8 protein-coding genes are annotated in these 15,461 nt (G+C 41.9%); 3 read left to right on the forward strand and 5 right to left on the reverse strand.

What is annotated here, in order from left to right:
* The first annotated feature begins 143 nt into the window (after nt 1-143).
* The 3 genes from ATE92_RS05730 to ATE92_RS05740 are packed head-to-tail and all read left to right on the forward strand — an operon-like array spanning nt 144 to nt 1,782.
* Nucleotides 144-794, forward strand: a complete 651-nt coding sequence (locus ATE92_RS05730; protein WP_100802793.1) for an NAD(P)H-binding protein — start codon at nt 144-146, stop codon at nt 792-794.
* Nucleotides 791-1,264, forward strand: a complete 474-nt coding sequence (locus tag ATE92_RS05735; protein ID WP_100802794.1) for a CYTH domain-containing protein — start codon at nt 791-793, stop codon at nt 1,262-1,264. The genes ATE92_RS05730 and ATE92_RS05735 overlap by 4 nt, the downstream gene beginning before the upstream one ends.
* The gene (locus ATE92_RS05740) at nt 1,261-1,782 is read left to right on the forward strand and encodes a YciI family protein (protein WP_369819694.1); all 522 of its coding nucleotides are present in this window, start codon (nt 1,261-1,263) and stop codon (nt 1,780-1,782) included. The genes ATE92_RS05735 and ATE92_RS05740 overlap by 4 nt, the downstream gene beginning before the upstream one ends.
* On the opposite strand, the gene ATE92_RS05745 is transcribed toward ATE92_RS05740, so the two are convergent.
* From ATE92_RS05745 to ATE92_RS05765, 5 genes are all read right to left on the reverse strand, one after another.
* Nucleotides 1,774-2,499, reverse strand: coding sequence for a copper homeostasis protein CutC (locus tag ATE92_RS05745; RefSeq protein WP_100802796.1), 726 nt, complete (start codon nt 2,497-2,499; stop codon nt 1,774-1,776). The genes ATE92_RS05740 and ATE92_RS05745 overlap by 9 nt on opposite strands.
* Nucleotides 2,499-4,820, reverse strand: a complete 2,322-nt coding sequence (locus tag ATE92_RS05750; RefSeq protein ID WP_100802797.1) for a beta-N-acetylhexosaminidase — start codon at nt 4,818-4,820, stop codon at nt 2,499-2,501. The genes ATE92_RS05745 and ATE92_RS05750 overlap by 1 nt, the downstream gene beginning before the upstream one ends.
* Nucleotides 4,777-7,305 carry a glycoside hydrolase family 2 protein gene (locus ATE92_RS05755; protein WP_100802798.1) on the reverse strand — a complete coding sequence of 843 codons (2,529 nt, stop codon included), beginning with the start codon at nt 7,303-7,305 and terminating at the stop codon, nt 4,777-4,779. The genes ATE92_RS05750 and ATE92_RS05755 overlap by 44 nt, the downstream gene beginning before the upstream one ends.
* Before the next feature lie 50 nt (nt 7,306-7,355).
* Nucleotides 7,356-9,662 carry a penicillin-binding protein 1C gene (pbpC, locus tag ATE92_RS05760; protein ID WP_232729119.1) on the reverse strand — a complete coding sequence of 769 codons (2,307 nt, stop codon included), beginning with the start codon at nt 9,660-9,662 and terminating at the stop codon, nt 7,356-7,358.
* A 169-nt stretch (nt 9,663-9,831) separates the two neighbouring features.
* Complete coding sequence (locus tag ATE92_RS05765; RefSeq protein WP_100802800.1) at nt 9,832-15,435, reverse strand: MG2 domain-containing protein; 5,604 nt, start codon at nt 15,433-15,435, stop codon at nt 9,832-9,834.
* Nucleotides 15,436-15,461 lie beyond the last annotated feature (26 nt).

The following is a 15,461-nucleotide window of genomic DNA, read 5'->3' on the forward strand; positions in this document are numbered from 1 at the left end:
TTTTAAGTCTTCGTCAAAGTTAATACTTAGTTTAACCGGATGAATGTTTAGAAATGATATTTTTGTATTGGCTAGCTACCAATTTTCGGAGCTTTGACAAAGCACTTAAGCAAAGTCAAAGTCCAAAACTTTAACATTGCTCTATGCCAAAAACGGCAATTATACTAGGCGCAACCGGACTCACCGGAACGATTTTACTGGAAAATCTGTTAACGGACTCGACTTTTAAAACCGTCAAGCTGTTTTCACGTAGCTCGGTAGGAATAGCAAATCCTAAAATTGAAGAACATCTTATCGATCTGTTTCAATTAGAGCAATACGAAGAAGACTTTAAAGCAGATGTTGTTATTTGCTGTATCGGAACCACGCTGGCCAAGACGCCAAACAAGGAAACCTATCGTAAGATCGATTATGGAATTCCGGTGACTGCGGCAAAACTTGCCAAAGAAAATGGTATTGAAAGCTTTGTCGTGATTTCGGCGCTGGGGGCTGATGTGGACAGTCGTGTTTTTTACAACAAGACCAAAGGTGAAATGGAGCGCGATGTGCTGCAGCAAAACATAAAGAACACATTTATTTTGCAACCGTCACTGATTGGAGGCAATCGCTCGGAAAAAAGAACAGGAGAACGAATGGCACAGATATTTATGGGAATATTCGGATTTCTACTTCCGAAGAATTACAAAATCATTCAGCCGGAAACCATTGCAAAAGCCATGCAGGTTTTGGCTGCAGGAGGCTATTCAGAAAAAAGAATTACTTCAGCAGCTATTAAAAAAATCGCTTCAAAATGATTGAAATAGAACGTAAATTTTTAGTGAAATCGGAAGCTTTTAAAGACGAAGCTTTTCAATCGACCCGAATCGTTCAGGGATTCTTAAATACCCACCCCGAACGAACCGTACGAGTGCGAATTAAAGGAGACAAAGGCTTTTTAACCGTAAAAGGCAAATCGAATGCTGCGGGAACTAGTAGAATGGAGTGGGAAACTGAAATTTTACTCACGGATGCCGAAGCACTATTAGCCTTGTGTGAGCCCACGGTAATTGAAAAAATGCGCTACGAGATAAAAAGTGAAAACCATATCTTTGAAGTAGACGAATTTTTGGGTGAGAATGAAGGATTAATTATGGCAGAAATTGAACTCACAACCGAAAGTGAGAGTTTTAACAAACCCAATTGGCTGGGAAAGGAAGTCACCGGACAAACAAAATATTACAATTCGCAGTTAAGCAACCTACCTTTTAAACTATGGAAATCATGAAATATAGCACGCTACTATTCGTACTAATTGCACTAAGTTTTTCAGCCTGTAAGAATGAACCCGATCATTTGCACGACGACAACGATCATAACATCTTTGTTGAGGATATTGAAAAAGATACTGCGAAAGAATCTATTGCCACGTTGAAGAAAAATTTGGTCACTGAAGGCTATGAAATTTTCGACTATGTCGATACTAAAACAGGAGATACCATCCTGATGCAACAATATTTTATGGCTTTTTTGAAAAAGGGACCCAACAGATCACAATCAAAGGCAGAATCAGACAGCCTACAAGCGGCACATTTGGCACATTTAGGTCGGATGTATGAAGAAGGGTATGCAGATATTTCGGGACCGTTTGGGGATGACGGTGATATTCGCGGCATCACTATTTACAATGTTCCCACTTTGCAAATGGCCGATAGTCTTGCGAATATGGATCCTATGGTAAAAGCAGGAAGACTGGTAATTGAAATGCACCCATGGTGGGCGGCAAAAGGATTTCCTTTACGCTAAAAGCGCAATAATCTCTTTAATGGTTTCTACATTGGAAGTTGCTACAATTCCTTCTTCAAAGAAAGCAGCACTGTGCATTGACACTTTTGGGGTTTGTTTTAAAAGTTGCTTTTTGACAGTAGCAGAAAGATGTACACTTTCGAACCCTGCCTTTTTAAAATCCATCACATTTTCTGAATTTACCCCACCGCCGGGCATGATTTCGATGAGTCCTTTTGTAGAATTTTTCAAGTCTTTTAATACATCAATCCCATCAATTGCTTTGGCCTGCTGACCGGAACTAAGAATACGATCCACACCCATTCTCCCCAGTGATTTTATTTCACTCATGGGGTCTTTACACCAGTCGAACGCGCGGTGAAAAGTAAATTCGAGACCTTGTGAAGCGTACAGCAGGTGTTGGGTTATTTCTACATCAATAGTAGAATCGGTAGTGAGCGCACCACAAACAACCCCAGAACACCATAGTTTTTTACAATAGGCAATGTCCTTCAGCATAACCTCAACTTCAGATTGGGAGTAGGTGAAATTCCCGCTTCGGGGTCTAATTAACACATGCACCGGAATGGTCAACTCGGCCATTACTTTTTCAATAAGACCATGACTGGGGGTAAGTCCGCCCACCGAAAGCTCTGTACACAATTCGATACGGTCTGCTCCGCCATCCTGAGCAGCTTTGGCACTTTCAAAACTATTGGCACAAATTTCTACAAGCATTATTCAATAATTATCTCGTCTATAAATGTCCAGGCCTTATTCCCGGCACCTTGCTTTCCTTCGGGAATAGTGCCGAAGCTCGGGATTGTTAATTTAATTTGTTTGCTGAAAATTTTTTCCTTCTCAGAGAGTTCGAAGATTACATCCACAATATTGGAATTGTCAGTTTTCTGAAACAAAGCCGTCGATGGCAACAAGTGTCCCTCAACCTGAATCACCAGCAAATCTATTTTTTCAGGGGCATAAATCCATTGTCCGTTGGCATTGTAAAATCGTAAGGAAACCGAATTGATTTCAGTTTCTTTTTCAAAATCGATTGTAATTTCAAGATCGTCACCCCAAAATCCCAACCATTCCTTGTCGCCATAACGCGAATCACTTCCGGAAATTCCGTTCAACAATGCTTCTTTCCCACCCGAACTATAGGCCGGATGTGGCGGAACATTCAATATAATAGTTGCCGAAAGCCCCTTGTGAAATTTAATTTCTTCTCTAAAATCTCGACCTACTTTTTCGCCATTTTTATAGACATTGGCAGTAATTTCACTATCAATAGTTATGGCGAATGCCCCGTTGTAGGTTTGTATCTCCGAATGGTTTATCGAATATTTTATTTCTTTTCCCTCGGTAGGGGTTGACAAATTAAAATAAATAGCACCCTTTTCTTTTCGTACCCTTCCATCAATTTCGTACAAATGATTGGCATAATTGACCTTCATAGCCTTCAATCGTTCCAAAAACGGTTCTACTCTGGATAAAAATTCGGGATAGGCTTTTTCCAGATTTTCGGAAGTACCACTCCAAACAACTTCACTCATAGCAAGCATTCTTGGAAAGGCCATATAATCAACCTGTTCTTCAGTTTGTATGTATTCGGTCCAAATATTTCCCTGAGCACCCCAAATAAATTGCGCCTCTTCTTCACTTAATTCCTTCGGAATAGGATTAAAGCCATATACTTTTTTTAAAGGTAAAAAACCACCAATCGCCAACGGTTCATCAGCGTTATCGGCCTGATAATAATCGAAATAGGCATGTGAAGTGGGCGTCATAATGACCTTGTGCTTTTCTTTGGCTGCCGCAATTCCTCCATCAAGTCCGCGCCAGGACATTACCGTTGCATTGGGCGCTAAGCCCCCTTCCAAAATCTCGTCCCATCCAATTATCTTTTTACCCTTGCTGTTTACAAACGCTTCGATTTCCTTGATAAAATAACTTTGCAAACCCTGCTCGTCCTTTAAATTGTTGTCCTTTATGAGTTTTTGACAATGCTCACAATTTTCCCATCGTGTTTTGGGGGCTTCGTCGCCTCCAATGTGAATGTACTCGCCCGGAAACAGCACCATTACTTCAGTTAAAACATCTTTTAAAAAAGTAAAAGTTTCCTCTTTCGGACAAAATATCTCTTCGAAAACACCCCATTTGGTTGCTACGGGAACAGATTCCCCTGTGCAGCCCAACTCCGGATAGGCACTAATTGCTGCCTGAGCGTGGCCCGGCATTTCAATTTCAGGGATGATGGTAACATTGTATTTTGAAGCAAAAGCCACTATTTCTGCAATTTCCTCCTGCTTGTAGAATCCGCCGTAGCGTTTTTCGTCAAATTCTTGAGGTGTGGCATTGTAATGCCCAATAAGAGTTTCTTCTCTAAAAGCTGCATGCGAAGTTAACTTCGGGTACTTTTTAATTTCGATGCGCCACCCTTGATCGTCGGTGAGATGCCAATGAAAATAATTCATTTTTAATAACGCCAGACTTTCAATGTATTTTTTGATGAATTCCTTCGGAAAAAAATGCCGACTCACATCAAAATGCATCCCACGATAGGCAAATTTTGGTGCATCCGTAATATTCAGTTGCGGAATTTGAATCGCCCGTTGAATTTTTGCCGTTTGCTTTTCCAATTGCACCGGAAGCAACTGCCGAAGTATTTGCACTCCATAAAATGCGCCGCCGGCATCCGAAGCTTTTAAAAGTATTTTATCGCCCGAAATTTCCAACGTGTAACCTTCGGCAGGTAAGGTTGTATCTAAGCTTATCAAAATATCGGCTTCTATATGTGATGCACTTGGCAAAGAAATTCCGGCGCCATACGTAAGATAGGCTCGTAGAAAATCTTCAGCAACGGCAAACTCCGGTTCACTGTAAAGTGTTGTGTTTTTATCCAATAAAAAACTGCCGTCATTTAACTGAAATGATTGGGGTTTTGGGATAATCGCAATTTCTTCCCGCGTTACAACAATCTTTTCAGCATCACATCCGTTCAGCAGAAGGCTACTAAATATTGCAAGGGTTATAATCGATAGGCGGAATTGCTTCATAATTTGTATAAAAGTCGGCAAGACTCTTTATGTTGAGATTTGTAATTGTATCACTTTCTGTATAAAATTGAACCGTTTTTGACTCTCCCGGTAGCATATCGAAATAATTGTCGCTCCAAAAGCCTTTTTCAGTAACCGAAAGAAACACATTCTTTCGCAATGCTGCTACCTTGAAGGTAATCAAAAATCCGGAATCATTTCTTTCGATCTTAGAATGAAATTCCTGTCGGGGTAATTTTAAATCTTTCGGTTTCACAAAATAGTGGAGGTAAACATGTTTTCCAAACGCAATTTTTAATACCGTAAACGTTGGATCAATAGATAGCTCTTTCAAAGCCAAAGTGTAAATAATCGCACTGCTATTCGGAAGACATTCAGCTTCAAATTCATTTTCATAAAGTACATTTCCGTAAAAGTCTAAAAGTGTAAACGTTGTAGTTTCAGCAAGACTTTCAAACGTATCATTCACAACATAAATCGCAACCGAATCATTTTTTTGTTCCGCAGAAATTAAAACATTTTCAAAAGCCATTTTTGCTTTATACTGAAGCGCTTTCCAGTTTCCCAAACCATCAATACTCGACCAGGAAACCACCGGCCAGCAGTCGTTTAATTGCCAAAACAGCGTTCCCATATTATACGGTTTTGCCCTACGATGTGCATGAATTGCCTTTTCAATTCCGAAGGCCTGCAGCAACTGACTCACATATACATAATCTGAATCGTTTTCAGGGACCGGAAAGTCACGTTCCATATATTCGCGAATAAGCTGAAAACCTCTCGCATGTTTTTGATGTGACGCAAAAGCGGGATGATTCAGGTCAATACTATCCTGTTCTGTAAAATACCGAATGGCCTCGTGACTTGGAAAAGATTGAAATCCGAATTCACTCATAAACCTTGGGATCTGCGCCTCAAAATGCTCAAACGGATAGCCATCGTGCCAAACCCACCAGTCGTGGGCATCGCCTTCAAACTGATAGCGCTCGTCGCCCCGACCGTACTTTGGAGAACTTTCCCAATACGAAACCGAAGGATGTAAACTGTCTACCACCCGCGGTAAAATATGATTGAAAACCGCGTAATATCCATTCCATATTTCCTGATGTTGCGCTTCGGTTTTACCATCTTTCCATCCCCAGCGGTGCCAACCTTCACTGTTTTCGTTGTTACCACACCACAAAGCAATACTGGGGTGTTGCCGCAGGCGCTTTACATTGTCAATAGCTTCCTGTTTTACGTTCTCCAAAAACGCCGCATCGCCCGGATACATGGCGCAGGCAAACATAAAATCCTGCCAAACCAGAATCCCTTTTTCGTCACAGAGATCGTAAAAAGCATTGTCTTCGTAGACTCCGCCACCCCAAACACGAAGCGTATTCATATTCGATCTTGCTACGTCATCGAGTAATTTTGTGCGCGCTTCCAAAGTGACATTTGGAAGAAATATATCCTGTGGGATGTAATTGGCACCCTTCATATAGACCGGTTTGCCGTTCAGTTTAAAATAGAAACTTTCACCAAGTGTATCTTTTTCAGTAATGAGCTCGATAGTTCTAAGTCCGATTTTTTTTGAAATCGATTCAATAAAGGTCTGTCCTTTTTTAAGCTGAATTGTAAAGTCGTATAAATAGGGAGTTCCCAGATTGTGTGTCCACCACAGCTTCGGATTAGTAATGGATAGCGGAACTGTGTATTCTGTTTGCGCTGCTGAAACTTCAAAAGAAGATTTGAATACTTCACCTGTATTATTGTTAGTTATTTCCACTGAAATTTCTTCGTATTCCAGAGCTTCCAGGCTAAGATGAGCGGTAATTTCGGCCAAAGTATCTGTAAGTGACGTTGTTTGAAGAAACGCCTCTTTAAGGCGAACAGTTTCGTAAGATACAAGTGAAATATCGCGCCAGATCCCCATGGTTTTTATGGTAGGCCCCCAATCCCATCCGTATTGAAACTGCGGCTTTCGGGTAAATACTCTGGGAGTTTCGGGAAGTTCATACTCTAGTTTGGATGCTTCAGCTTTTTCAATAGAATCGGGGCTTTTAAAAAGTATTTCCAACCTATTCTCCGACAAAATAGCATCACTTATATCCACCTCCCAGCTTCTGAACGCATTATTTGCTGAAAGGATTAAAATATCGTTCAAATAGACTTCAGCGTAGGTGTCTAAGCCGTCAAATTTTAAAAAATGCTTTGTCTTTTGTAGTGTTGCTTCGCTCACTGAAAATTGCCTTTTATAGCGCCAGTTTTTTTCTGAAACCCACTGAATTGAATCCTCGTTATTTAGAAGAAAAGGATCGGGAATTTTATCCAACGCCAGCAAATCGGTTTGCACGGTTCCGGGAACTTTTGAAGGATACCAAATGGAATCGTTTTCCTGAGAAAATTGCCAGTCACCGGTAAGCGATTGCAGTTCATTTTTTGGAGCCTCACAGGCTGCTAAGCCTATAAGAATTAGTAAATACAGCACTCCCGGTTTTCTCATGCCACTAAAATAGCGAATAAGTTGGAAGGGAGTTATTGCCTCTTCAAAATTTACATGGATGCTGCTGTGATTTCTATCTTCTGACTTACCTCATTCCCTTCCTGATCGGTTGCAGAAAGCAGGTACTTGCCGGGTTTTGGAGCCAAAGCTAGTTCATGAAAGGTTTGAGTACTACCAATAAATTGGGTGTCTAAATACCAATAGACAATTGTCTCCGGACTTCTATGCGCTAGTTTAAAAATAACCTCGTTTACATTTTCATCGAAGTTTTTGGGCAAGAGAATTGCTTCGTTTTTCTTCGGAAAGATAAAATCCATTTTTCGCTCTCCTGCTTGTAAACAACCTTCGGCATAAGGAGGTAAAACTTTGTATTCGGGATGTAGTGATGCGTAATAATACTCCATGATAGGCGGAAGCGTAAACCAGTTTTTTTGCTGCATTTGGGCTAGGGGATAACAACTCGAATTTACCTGATACATTTCAGAAGAGGTTAAAAAGACTCTTTGGTGGTACGAACAGGGAGTGGTTCTGGAACCGACCTTCGGAATCCATTCCAACAAAGTTTTATCACAATACACTCCGGCTAAATGTCCGCTTTTCGCACAGATTTCAGTTTCGATCAATTCATCATATGGTATGGCAAACCAATCGTTTCGAGGGAGCACATCCAACACATCGAAGAGCACCGGGGCTGCAGCCTGAATGCCGGTAAGTCCGGGACGCCCCTCGCCATCGGCATTTCCAACCCAAACCCCTATGGCATATTCTGAAGTTACACCCACGGCCCAGGCATCTTTAAAGCCAAAACTCGTTCCTGTTTTCCACGCAAGGGGTTGGGAATTACTGAAAAAGTTCCAGTTTACTTCTCCCTCGGGGCGATTTACTTCTTGGAGGGAGTTTAAGGTTTCAAAAATGGACCCTGCATTAAAAACCGGAGGTTTCGACTGAATTTCCCCAAATTTGGCTTGCGCACCTTTTATATAAACAGGATTTGAAAATTCTTGAGTGCGATATTCGCTTGAAGACCCATTAAAATATTGAAGTGTTGATGCCATTCCTGCATAGGCGTTGGTGATGTCCCATAAAGAACTTTCGGCACCTCCTAAAATTAGAGACAAACCGTAATAATCGGCCGGCTTCGTAATTCCCTTAAAATTTAGTTCCTGTAAGCGTTTATAAAATCGGTCTAAGCCGTATTCACGAAGCATTCTAACTGCAGGAACGTTTAGAGAACGTGACAAGGCGAGACTCGCCGGGACCGCTCCGTTAAATTGCTTGTCGAAATTTTCGGGACTGTATCCATTTACGGTGGTGGGAATATCGGCAACAAGAGTATTTGGGAGCAGTTCGCCACTATCCAGCATTGCTGCAAAGAGGAAGGGTTTTAGGATGCTTCCGGTACTACGGGATTTGTCGATGATATCTACAAAGTTATTGTTTTCGCGAGTTGTTGGCGCATTCCCCACATAGGCCAATACTTCACGGGTGTTGACATCTAGAATTAGTACAGCTAGATTGTGAATCTGATTTTGGGCCAAAACATAATGATGCTCTTTGGTGATCGTATTTATTTTTTGCTGAAGCGCATAGGATAGTGTTGTTTGAATTCGTTTTCCGGAATGTTCTCGCCTGAGTTTTTCGGTAAAATGTGGCGCAATTTCTGGCAGTGGATAGGGTTTTCCGGGTAAATTTTCGGCAACAGCCAATTCGTAAGTTGTCTTGTCGATGATTTCTTTCTGGAACAATTTCAATAGCAGTCGGTTTCGTTTTTCTAAAAAGATGGCTTCATTCTTTCCCGGAAATATCAACGAGGGCGCATTGGGCAACACTGCCAAGGCAGCCGATTGTCCCCAACTAAGCTCCGTGGCAGGAATTCCGAAGTAACGCCAAGAAGCAGTTTCCAAACCCACCACATTTCCGCCGAAAGGCGCATAGGAAGCATATAAATTTAGAATCTCCTTTTTCGATTTTCCGGCTTCCAGTCGTGTGGACTGGACTATTTCAATTAATTTTTCGGCATAACTTCGCTGTTTATTTTCGCGGGACAGTCGTATTACCTGTTGCGTTAAGGTACTTCCCCCACGACGGGAATCGGTCGTGAGATTATTCCAGAGAGCCTTAGACATCGAGACCGGATTAAACCCCGGATGTTGGTAAAAGTATTCATCTTCAAAGTAAATAACGCTCTGTTCAAATCGGTAGGGAACTGAGTCCATTTTTGGAAAACGCCATTGACCATCATCCGCAATACGGGCTCCCAGCATAGTTCCTTCGCTACTTTCGACAACCGTTGCAGATGACACATCAAAAAGCGGAGCAGGAAGGCAAAAAAGCCAAAAGCCAAAGCCCGCGAACACTAAAGTCAGTTTGACTTTGTGCCTTTTAAGGTATTGCAGGATTTTTGATTCCGATTTCAAAATGATCTTTCTTAATTACTCATTCGATGCTTCGACAGGCTCAGCATGACAACTTAACACAATTACACTTCGGTCACTGAGCGTAGCCGAAGTGACCAGATCAGTCTAATTATTTTTCTACAACCACCCAGATTCCTTTGTTTCGGGCGTAATAGGTATTGTCGTACATGGCTTCTACCTGAGTTCCGGGTAAATAATAGGTTCCCAAATAGGACGCGTTCAATTTTACCGTAAAGGTTTTAGATTTTTTCGCCTGTACATCGAAATAGAAATTGACGCGGTCATCTCTAATGTCGGTATAGCGAGCACTGCCATCTGCTCCGCCTCCTAATTCGGTAAAACTTGTGTTTACAATTTCCCAGCCGCTCGGGAAAATTTTTGTGAGTGCAACATTGTCTATATAATCATTCGAGGTATTGGTAACCAAAACCTTGGCAATTATTTCGGTTCCTTGCCGAAGTTTGGAGACATCCATCGCCTTTCCGTCACCGTCCAGATATTCAGCTTTTATGCTGAGGTTTCGCTGTTCCGCCAACTCATCACCCAGTGGTAATTTCCCTTTTTGTACCAGTGTAACGTACACCACATTTCCTTTTTTATTAGAAACTGTGACCGAATTTTCTCCCATCGCGATGGCAATATCCCGTTGAGCGACTGCTCTATCTGTTTTAACGGTTGTTGATTTGCCATTTTGCGTAAATGAAAGCTCCATATCTTTCCCGCCATTTTTAGTAATCATTTTAGCCATGGCAAGCAGGGCGTATGAAGTTTCCTGAGTGCTGTACCATTGTTGTGATGACAGTGATTTTGCCAGTGAAACTGCGGTTTCTCGCTGTTTCGAATCTTCCAAGAGCACCATGGTTTCTAAGGCCATGGCCCTGTTTCTAAAAGGAGAACCATAGGTGTAATAATCATAGCGTTGGGGTTTAAAATCTATGTTTGCAGTTTGTGCAATTTGCGCTGCCACATTCTTTTTCCCTGCCAAAGCATAGGCCGCTGCTAAACGCCATTTGGCGTCATTGCTAACGTTTTTCGATTCCCGCAATCTGTTCATGGCTGCCAGTTCAGGCTGTCCGGCTAAGGCGAGCGTATACAATCGGTATGCCTGTTCTAAGCTCGAATTATATCTGGTATCGTTGTTTTGCCATTGTCGTGCTGTATTTTGCTGGTAGCGTAACCAATTGCTAAGGAAAGTAATTGGGAGGGCATATCCCTTCTGTTTGGCTTCCAGCATAAAATGTCCCACGTAATTGGTGCTCCATGGATCGGACTCCCCTTCGCCCGGCCAATAACTCATGCCGCCGGCAGTGTTTTGAAAAGTCCCTAATTTTCGGATAGCAGCCTCAACGTTTGTTTGTATTTCTTTTTTCTTGTCAAAGGTAATGTCGAATACTTCCGCCAGGAATAACTGTGGAAATGCCGCCGAAGTTGTTTGTTCAACACAGCCATGCGGATACTGAATAAGATATTCCATGCGTTTTCCGAAATCCATAGGTGGTAGCGTAGAAAATTCTAATAAGGCTCCATTACTTCCCGCTACGCCGAAAGTTTCAAAATTGATGGTCTCATTGCCATTTTCTGAAAGCGTATACTGAACCGTTCTTTGGGTTATCGGATTCGGATTTTCAACGTCGATTTCTACTTTATAGGAAGCAGTTTCACCATTGCCCGAGGCTTTTACCTCCACGGTTTGAATGCTGGATGAGGGAAGCACTTCAAATTCGAAATTCACGATCTGCTCTCCCGGTTCGGTAAAAGAAATACTTTTTGAAACTCCGTTTACGGGGCGCAAGCCATCTCCAACCTTTACCGAAACAGTAGCGTTTTTCACCTTTTTCTCCATGGCAAAAACGGTAACCGGCAATGTCACTTTTTCGCCAGGAGATAGTTTTCGAGGCAGTGATGCCAATACCATCAAGGGCTTACGCACCGGAGTGGTTTGTTCGGTTTTTCCATAGGCGCTTTTTGAAGTAGTTCCTGTGATCAGCATGGTACGTACCGACCCCACATAATTAGGCATGGTAATTTGGTGCGATGCTTTACTTCCTGCTTTTAACTCGAATGGCCCTAAATACTTAACAACAGGCTTGAAACGATCTGCTTTTCTATTTTTAGCGCCGGCGGCTTCATCACCTCCTCCAATAGCGTAGATATTATTAACACTTCCCGAATAGGCTCCGATTACATAGTCAAACACATCGAAGGTTTTTACTCCCAGGGCTTCCCGGGTATAAAATGCCTCATGAATTTTTGGGGTTTCAAAACGAGTGAGATCTAAAAGCCCTTCATCGACCACCGCAATGGTATAGGTCATCACTTTGTTATTTGCTTCGGAAACTTTTACAGTAAATTTTTCTTCCGGTTTCAAGACAGAAGGCATTTCCAACTTGGGGTGTAGAACTGTACTTGGATCTTCAACCAGCATGGGAATTACACCATACAAACGAATAGGAAGGTCGTTCTTTGTCTGCTCATGGGGTTGCAATAATGAAATGTTTACATACACATTGGGTGTCATCTCCTTCGTTATTTTCAGCGTAGCTTTTGTTTCTCCCTTTTTGGTTTCCAACCATTTTGTCATGAGCACTTCCGTTCCGTTTTCAACACTCAGCAGCGCACGTCCCTCACTTCCTGACGGGAAGCTAATGACGGCTTCATCGCCAACGTTATACTTTTCTTTGTCAGCCGAAAAGACCAGCATTTTAGCACTTTCAGCATCGCCGTCCATTGGAGCCTTCCACCAGTTTTTGTAGAAATAGGCAATACGCCCGGTTGCATGTCCGGATTGTTTGTCGATTACCCGAATCAAGTATCTTCCTCCATCGCCTTCAGGAATATTGACTGTGAAATTTGCTTTCCCTGAAGCGTTTGTGGTGAGATTAAATTCCTTTACAGGACGATGAACGGTGGAGCTTTCATAGCGGGAAAGGTTGTCGTAACTTCTATTCCACCACCAGCGCCACTCAATGCGAAACACTTTTACTTCCACTTCCCGATTTCCGCTGGCATTTCCTTGTGTATCGACGGTTGCGACATCAAAAACCGTATTCTCATCGGTGAAATAGGAACCGTATCGATGTGCTTCGGGCGAGCGTAACCCCACAAAGTGACTGTAAGGCGCAACATTTTTTGAAAATACATCTATGGAAAAATCGCCACCACCTTCAAATACCTTGGTTAAAAAAGTAGCTTTCAGCATTCCGGGAGCCTTCTTGCTTATTTCAAAATTTTCAGAAAAAGATGCAATTCCTTCCGCAGAAAGAGTTGTATTTACCACTGGTATTTCAACCTCATCGAAGGTTCTTATAGGGTCATTAAAATTGTAATTTTTAAATTTATCGAAGGCCGTATTGGTGGTGCGCAACGTTGCGGTCATTTCAATCTTTAAATTGCGAGCCGGCGCTCCATGCAACCAAGAGCCTGTCGCAGTCCCTTTTACAGGCTTACTTGCATCCAGAATCTCGTCTTCAAAATCCAGCTTAATTTTAAGTCGGTTGGGCTTTATAGTCGCCACTTTTAAATTTTTACTGAAGGAGGCGCCTCCTACACTAATAGTTGCATTCCAATTCCCTGTAGGTGCCGAAGCTTCTGTTTTGATAGGAAAATAATAGAAGCCACCACCTGCCTTGGCGATACCTTGCGTGTTTGGTGGAGTGGTATTGGTTGTATTTAGAATGGTACGTTGTACAAGTTTTCCTCTCGCATCTGTGACTTCCAGTTTTACGGGATGGTTTTTAGGAATCGGGTTGTCGACATCGTCTAGGACGAAGGTAAGGTGAATACTATCTCCCGGGCGATGTACGCCTCTTTCGGTATATATAAATCCTTTTAAACCTCTTTGCAATTGTTGCCCTGAAATATCGAAATTGCTCAATGAAAGAGCATTCCCATCGGCTAATTTTACATAGGCGTAATTCTTTCCCCGTTGCGCAATGGCAAAGGCGGCGGTTTTGTCACTGTCAATAAATGTTAGTCCGTCGATTTCGGTGGTGGCAGAGCCCACAAGTTGTTGCTGATAGTTAAAGAGTTTTATTTTCACACCGCTTTCCGGCTTGGTGGTCAATAAATTTGTCGCTGCAAAATGGTAAGTGCGATTGGTTCCTTTTTTAACAATGAGTCCTAAATCACTCCCCAAAACGTTGGTGCTTACCACACGATCTTCACCGTAATAGGCTTCATGGCAAGGATTGTCTTGTTGCCGCCAGTTGTAAGTGTAATTTCGCCATCTGTAAATTTCGTTGTCCCAGTAGCGTTCTTCTCGTTCGTCTTCGTCACCGGTGGCTTGACTACTGTAATCTTCTTCATAATAATAATCTTCTTCGTATTCCTCCTCTTCATTATTGTTTGAAGTAGTGCCGGCCGAAGCACAATCGTAAGTGCTGTATTCTTGTTTAAAACTGAGTTCAATTCGGTAAAGAGCTCCGGAATCTGCCTTGAAAAATTCGGATAAATTAATGGCATAGGCTTTCCACAGGCCGTTATCGCCTATGGCATTTTCCTGTAAATTGATTGTTTTTTTTGCGATACGACGCCCTACTTTTCGGATGTCGTAATAATTGGGATCGTTAAAATCGGCATCCTGCAAAAACTGAAGTATGTTATTTTCGAAAATCTTAATCACACGCACATCGACAGCAGTAAGATTTACGGCTTCAAAATAGATGGGAGTCGAGGCAGCTTCAGGTAAAATTGTTCCGCTGGAAATAAGTCGGATGGCAGGTTTTAATTGTTCAAAAGAGACCAATTCCGAAAATTCCTTCTTTAATCCAAAGCCTTCGGTATTTTTAATTCCGTCGAAAACGGTTACCCGAACGTTTCCAATCACTCTGTTTGGAGGATACACATGCAGCACATTGCCATCGACCTCAAAACGAAGATCGGTGGTGTTTTCAATGGAGACTAATCCGGCAAAATTCTGATCTTCTTTAAGGGGGTCCGAAAAGTTGATGGACAACGATGCCTGCGGCGATAAGGTGCTTTTTAAATTTACGATCGAGAAGTTATTTTGCCCCGGAATTTTAAAATTGTTAGTTCCTTTTGTTTTGCTTTTGATGGGTTTTCCATCCCAGCGAATTTCAATCTCGGAATCGTCGATAGCACGCTGAATACTGTCTATGGTAAAGTTGAAAAATTTTGCATAGCCTTTATCGGATGTCCATTTTACAGCTACTTTCTTTTTATTCTGAACCACTTCCATAAGTTGTTTCGCCTTTTCCAGTGGAATTAAATCGGCAGTTTCCAAAACGCCGTCTACGTATTGCCATTTTTTGCTATAAGATTGCAAATTTCCCAGATCGAACTTAAAATTCGGGGTGATGGTTTTAAAGCTGAAGGTGTAGTTTTTGAATTCTTTTTCGATGTCTTCGTAGAGCTTTTCGAGTTTTACTGTCACGGTATATTCGGTGTCGGGCTTCAGGTATTCTGAAGGCTGAAAAATAAGGGTGCGACCATTCTCTATGGTTAATTTCCCTTCGGTCCTGGGCGAAATTTTTATGTATTCTGAAGGAATTTCCTGAGTGATTTCGAACTGCTCCAGAGGTTTGGATAGTTCAATACGAATAGGAGTTGCGATCGACTGATTTCCGTAGGTATTGTAACTAATATATTCTTTAAATTTAAATAAGTTGTCGGTTTTTGAAGGTTCATTTTTGTCACTACATGAAGAAATAAGGAGGATAAGCGTGATGGCGAGAAAACGGTGCAGGTTTTTCATAAACGATGGATTTAACGAATTAAAGT

Source organism: Ulvibacter sp. MAR_2010_11, from assembly GCF_002813135.1.
Lineage (GTDB): Bacteria > Bacteroidota > Bacteroidia > Flavobacteriales > Flavobacteriaceae > Altibacter.

Excerpts from the sequence above, each read along its gene's own strand:
- ATE92_RS05730 (WP_100802793.1), top strand. The coding sequence starts at position 144 with ATGCCAAAAACGGCAATTATACTAGGCGCAACCGGACTCACCGGAACG.
- ATE92_RS05735 (WP_100802794.1), top strand. The coding sequence starts at position 791 with ATGATTGAAATAGAACGTAAATTTTTAGTGAAATCGGAAGCTTTTAAA.
- ATE92_RS05740 (WP_369819694.1), top strand. The coding sequence starts at position 1,261 with ATGAAATATAGCACGCTACTATTCGTACTAATTGCACTAAGTTTTTCA.
- ATE92_RS05745 (WP_100802796.1), bottom strand. The coding sequence starts at position 2,499 with ATGCTTGTAGAAATTTGTGCCAATAGTTTTGAAAGTGCCAAAGCTGCT.
- ATE92_RS05750 (WP_100802797.1), bottom strand. The coding sequence starts at position 4,820 with ATGAAGCAATTCCGCCTATCGATTATAACCCTTGCAATATTTAGTAGC.
- ATE92_RS05755 (WP_100802798.1), bottom strand. The coding sequence starts at position 7,305 with ATGAGAAAACCGGGAGTGCTGTATTTACTAATTCTTATAGGCTTAGCA.
- ATE92_RS05765 (WP_100802800.1), bottom strand. The coding sequence starts at position 15,435 with ATGAAAAACCTGCACCGTTTTCTCGCCATCACGCTTATCCTCCTTATT.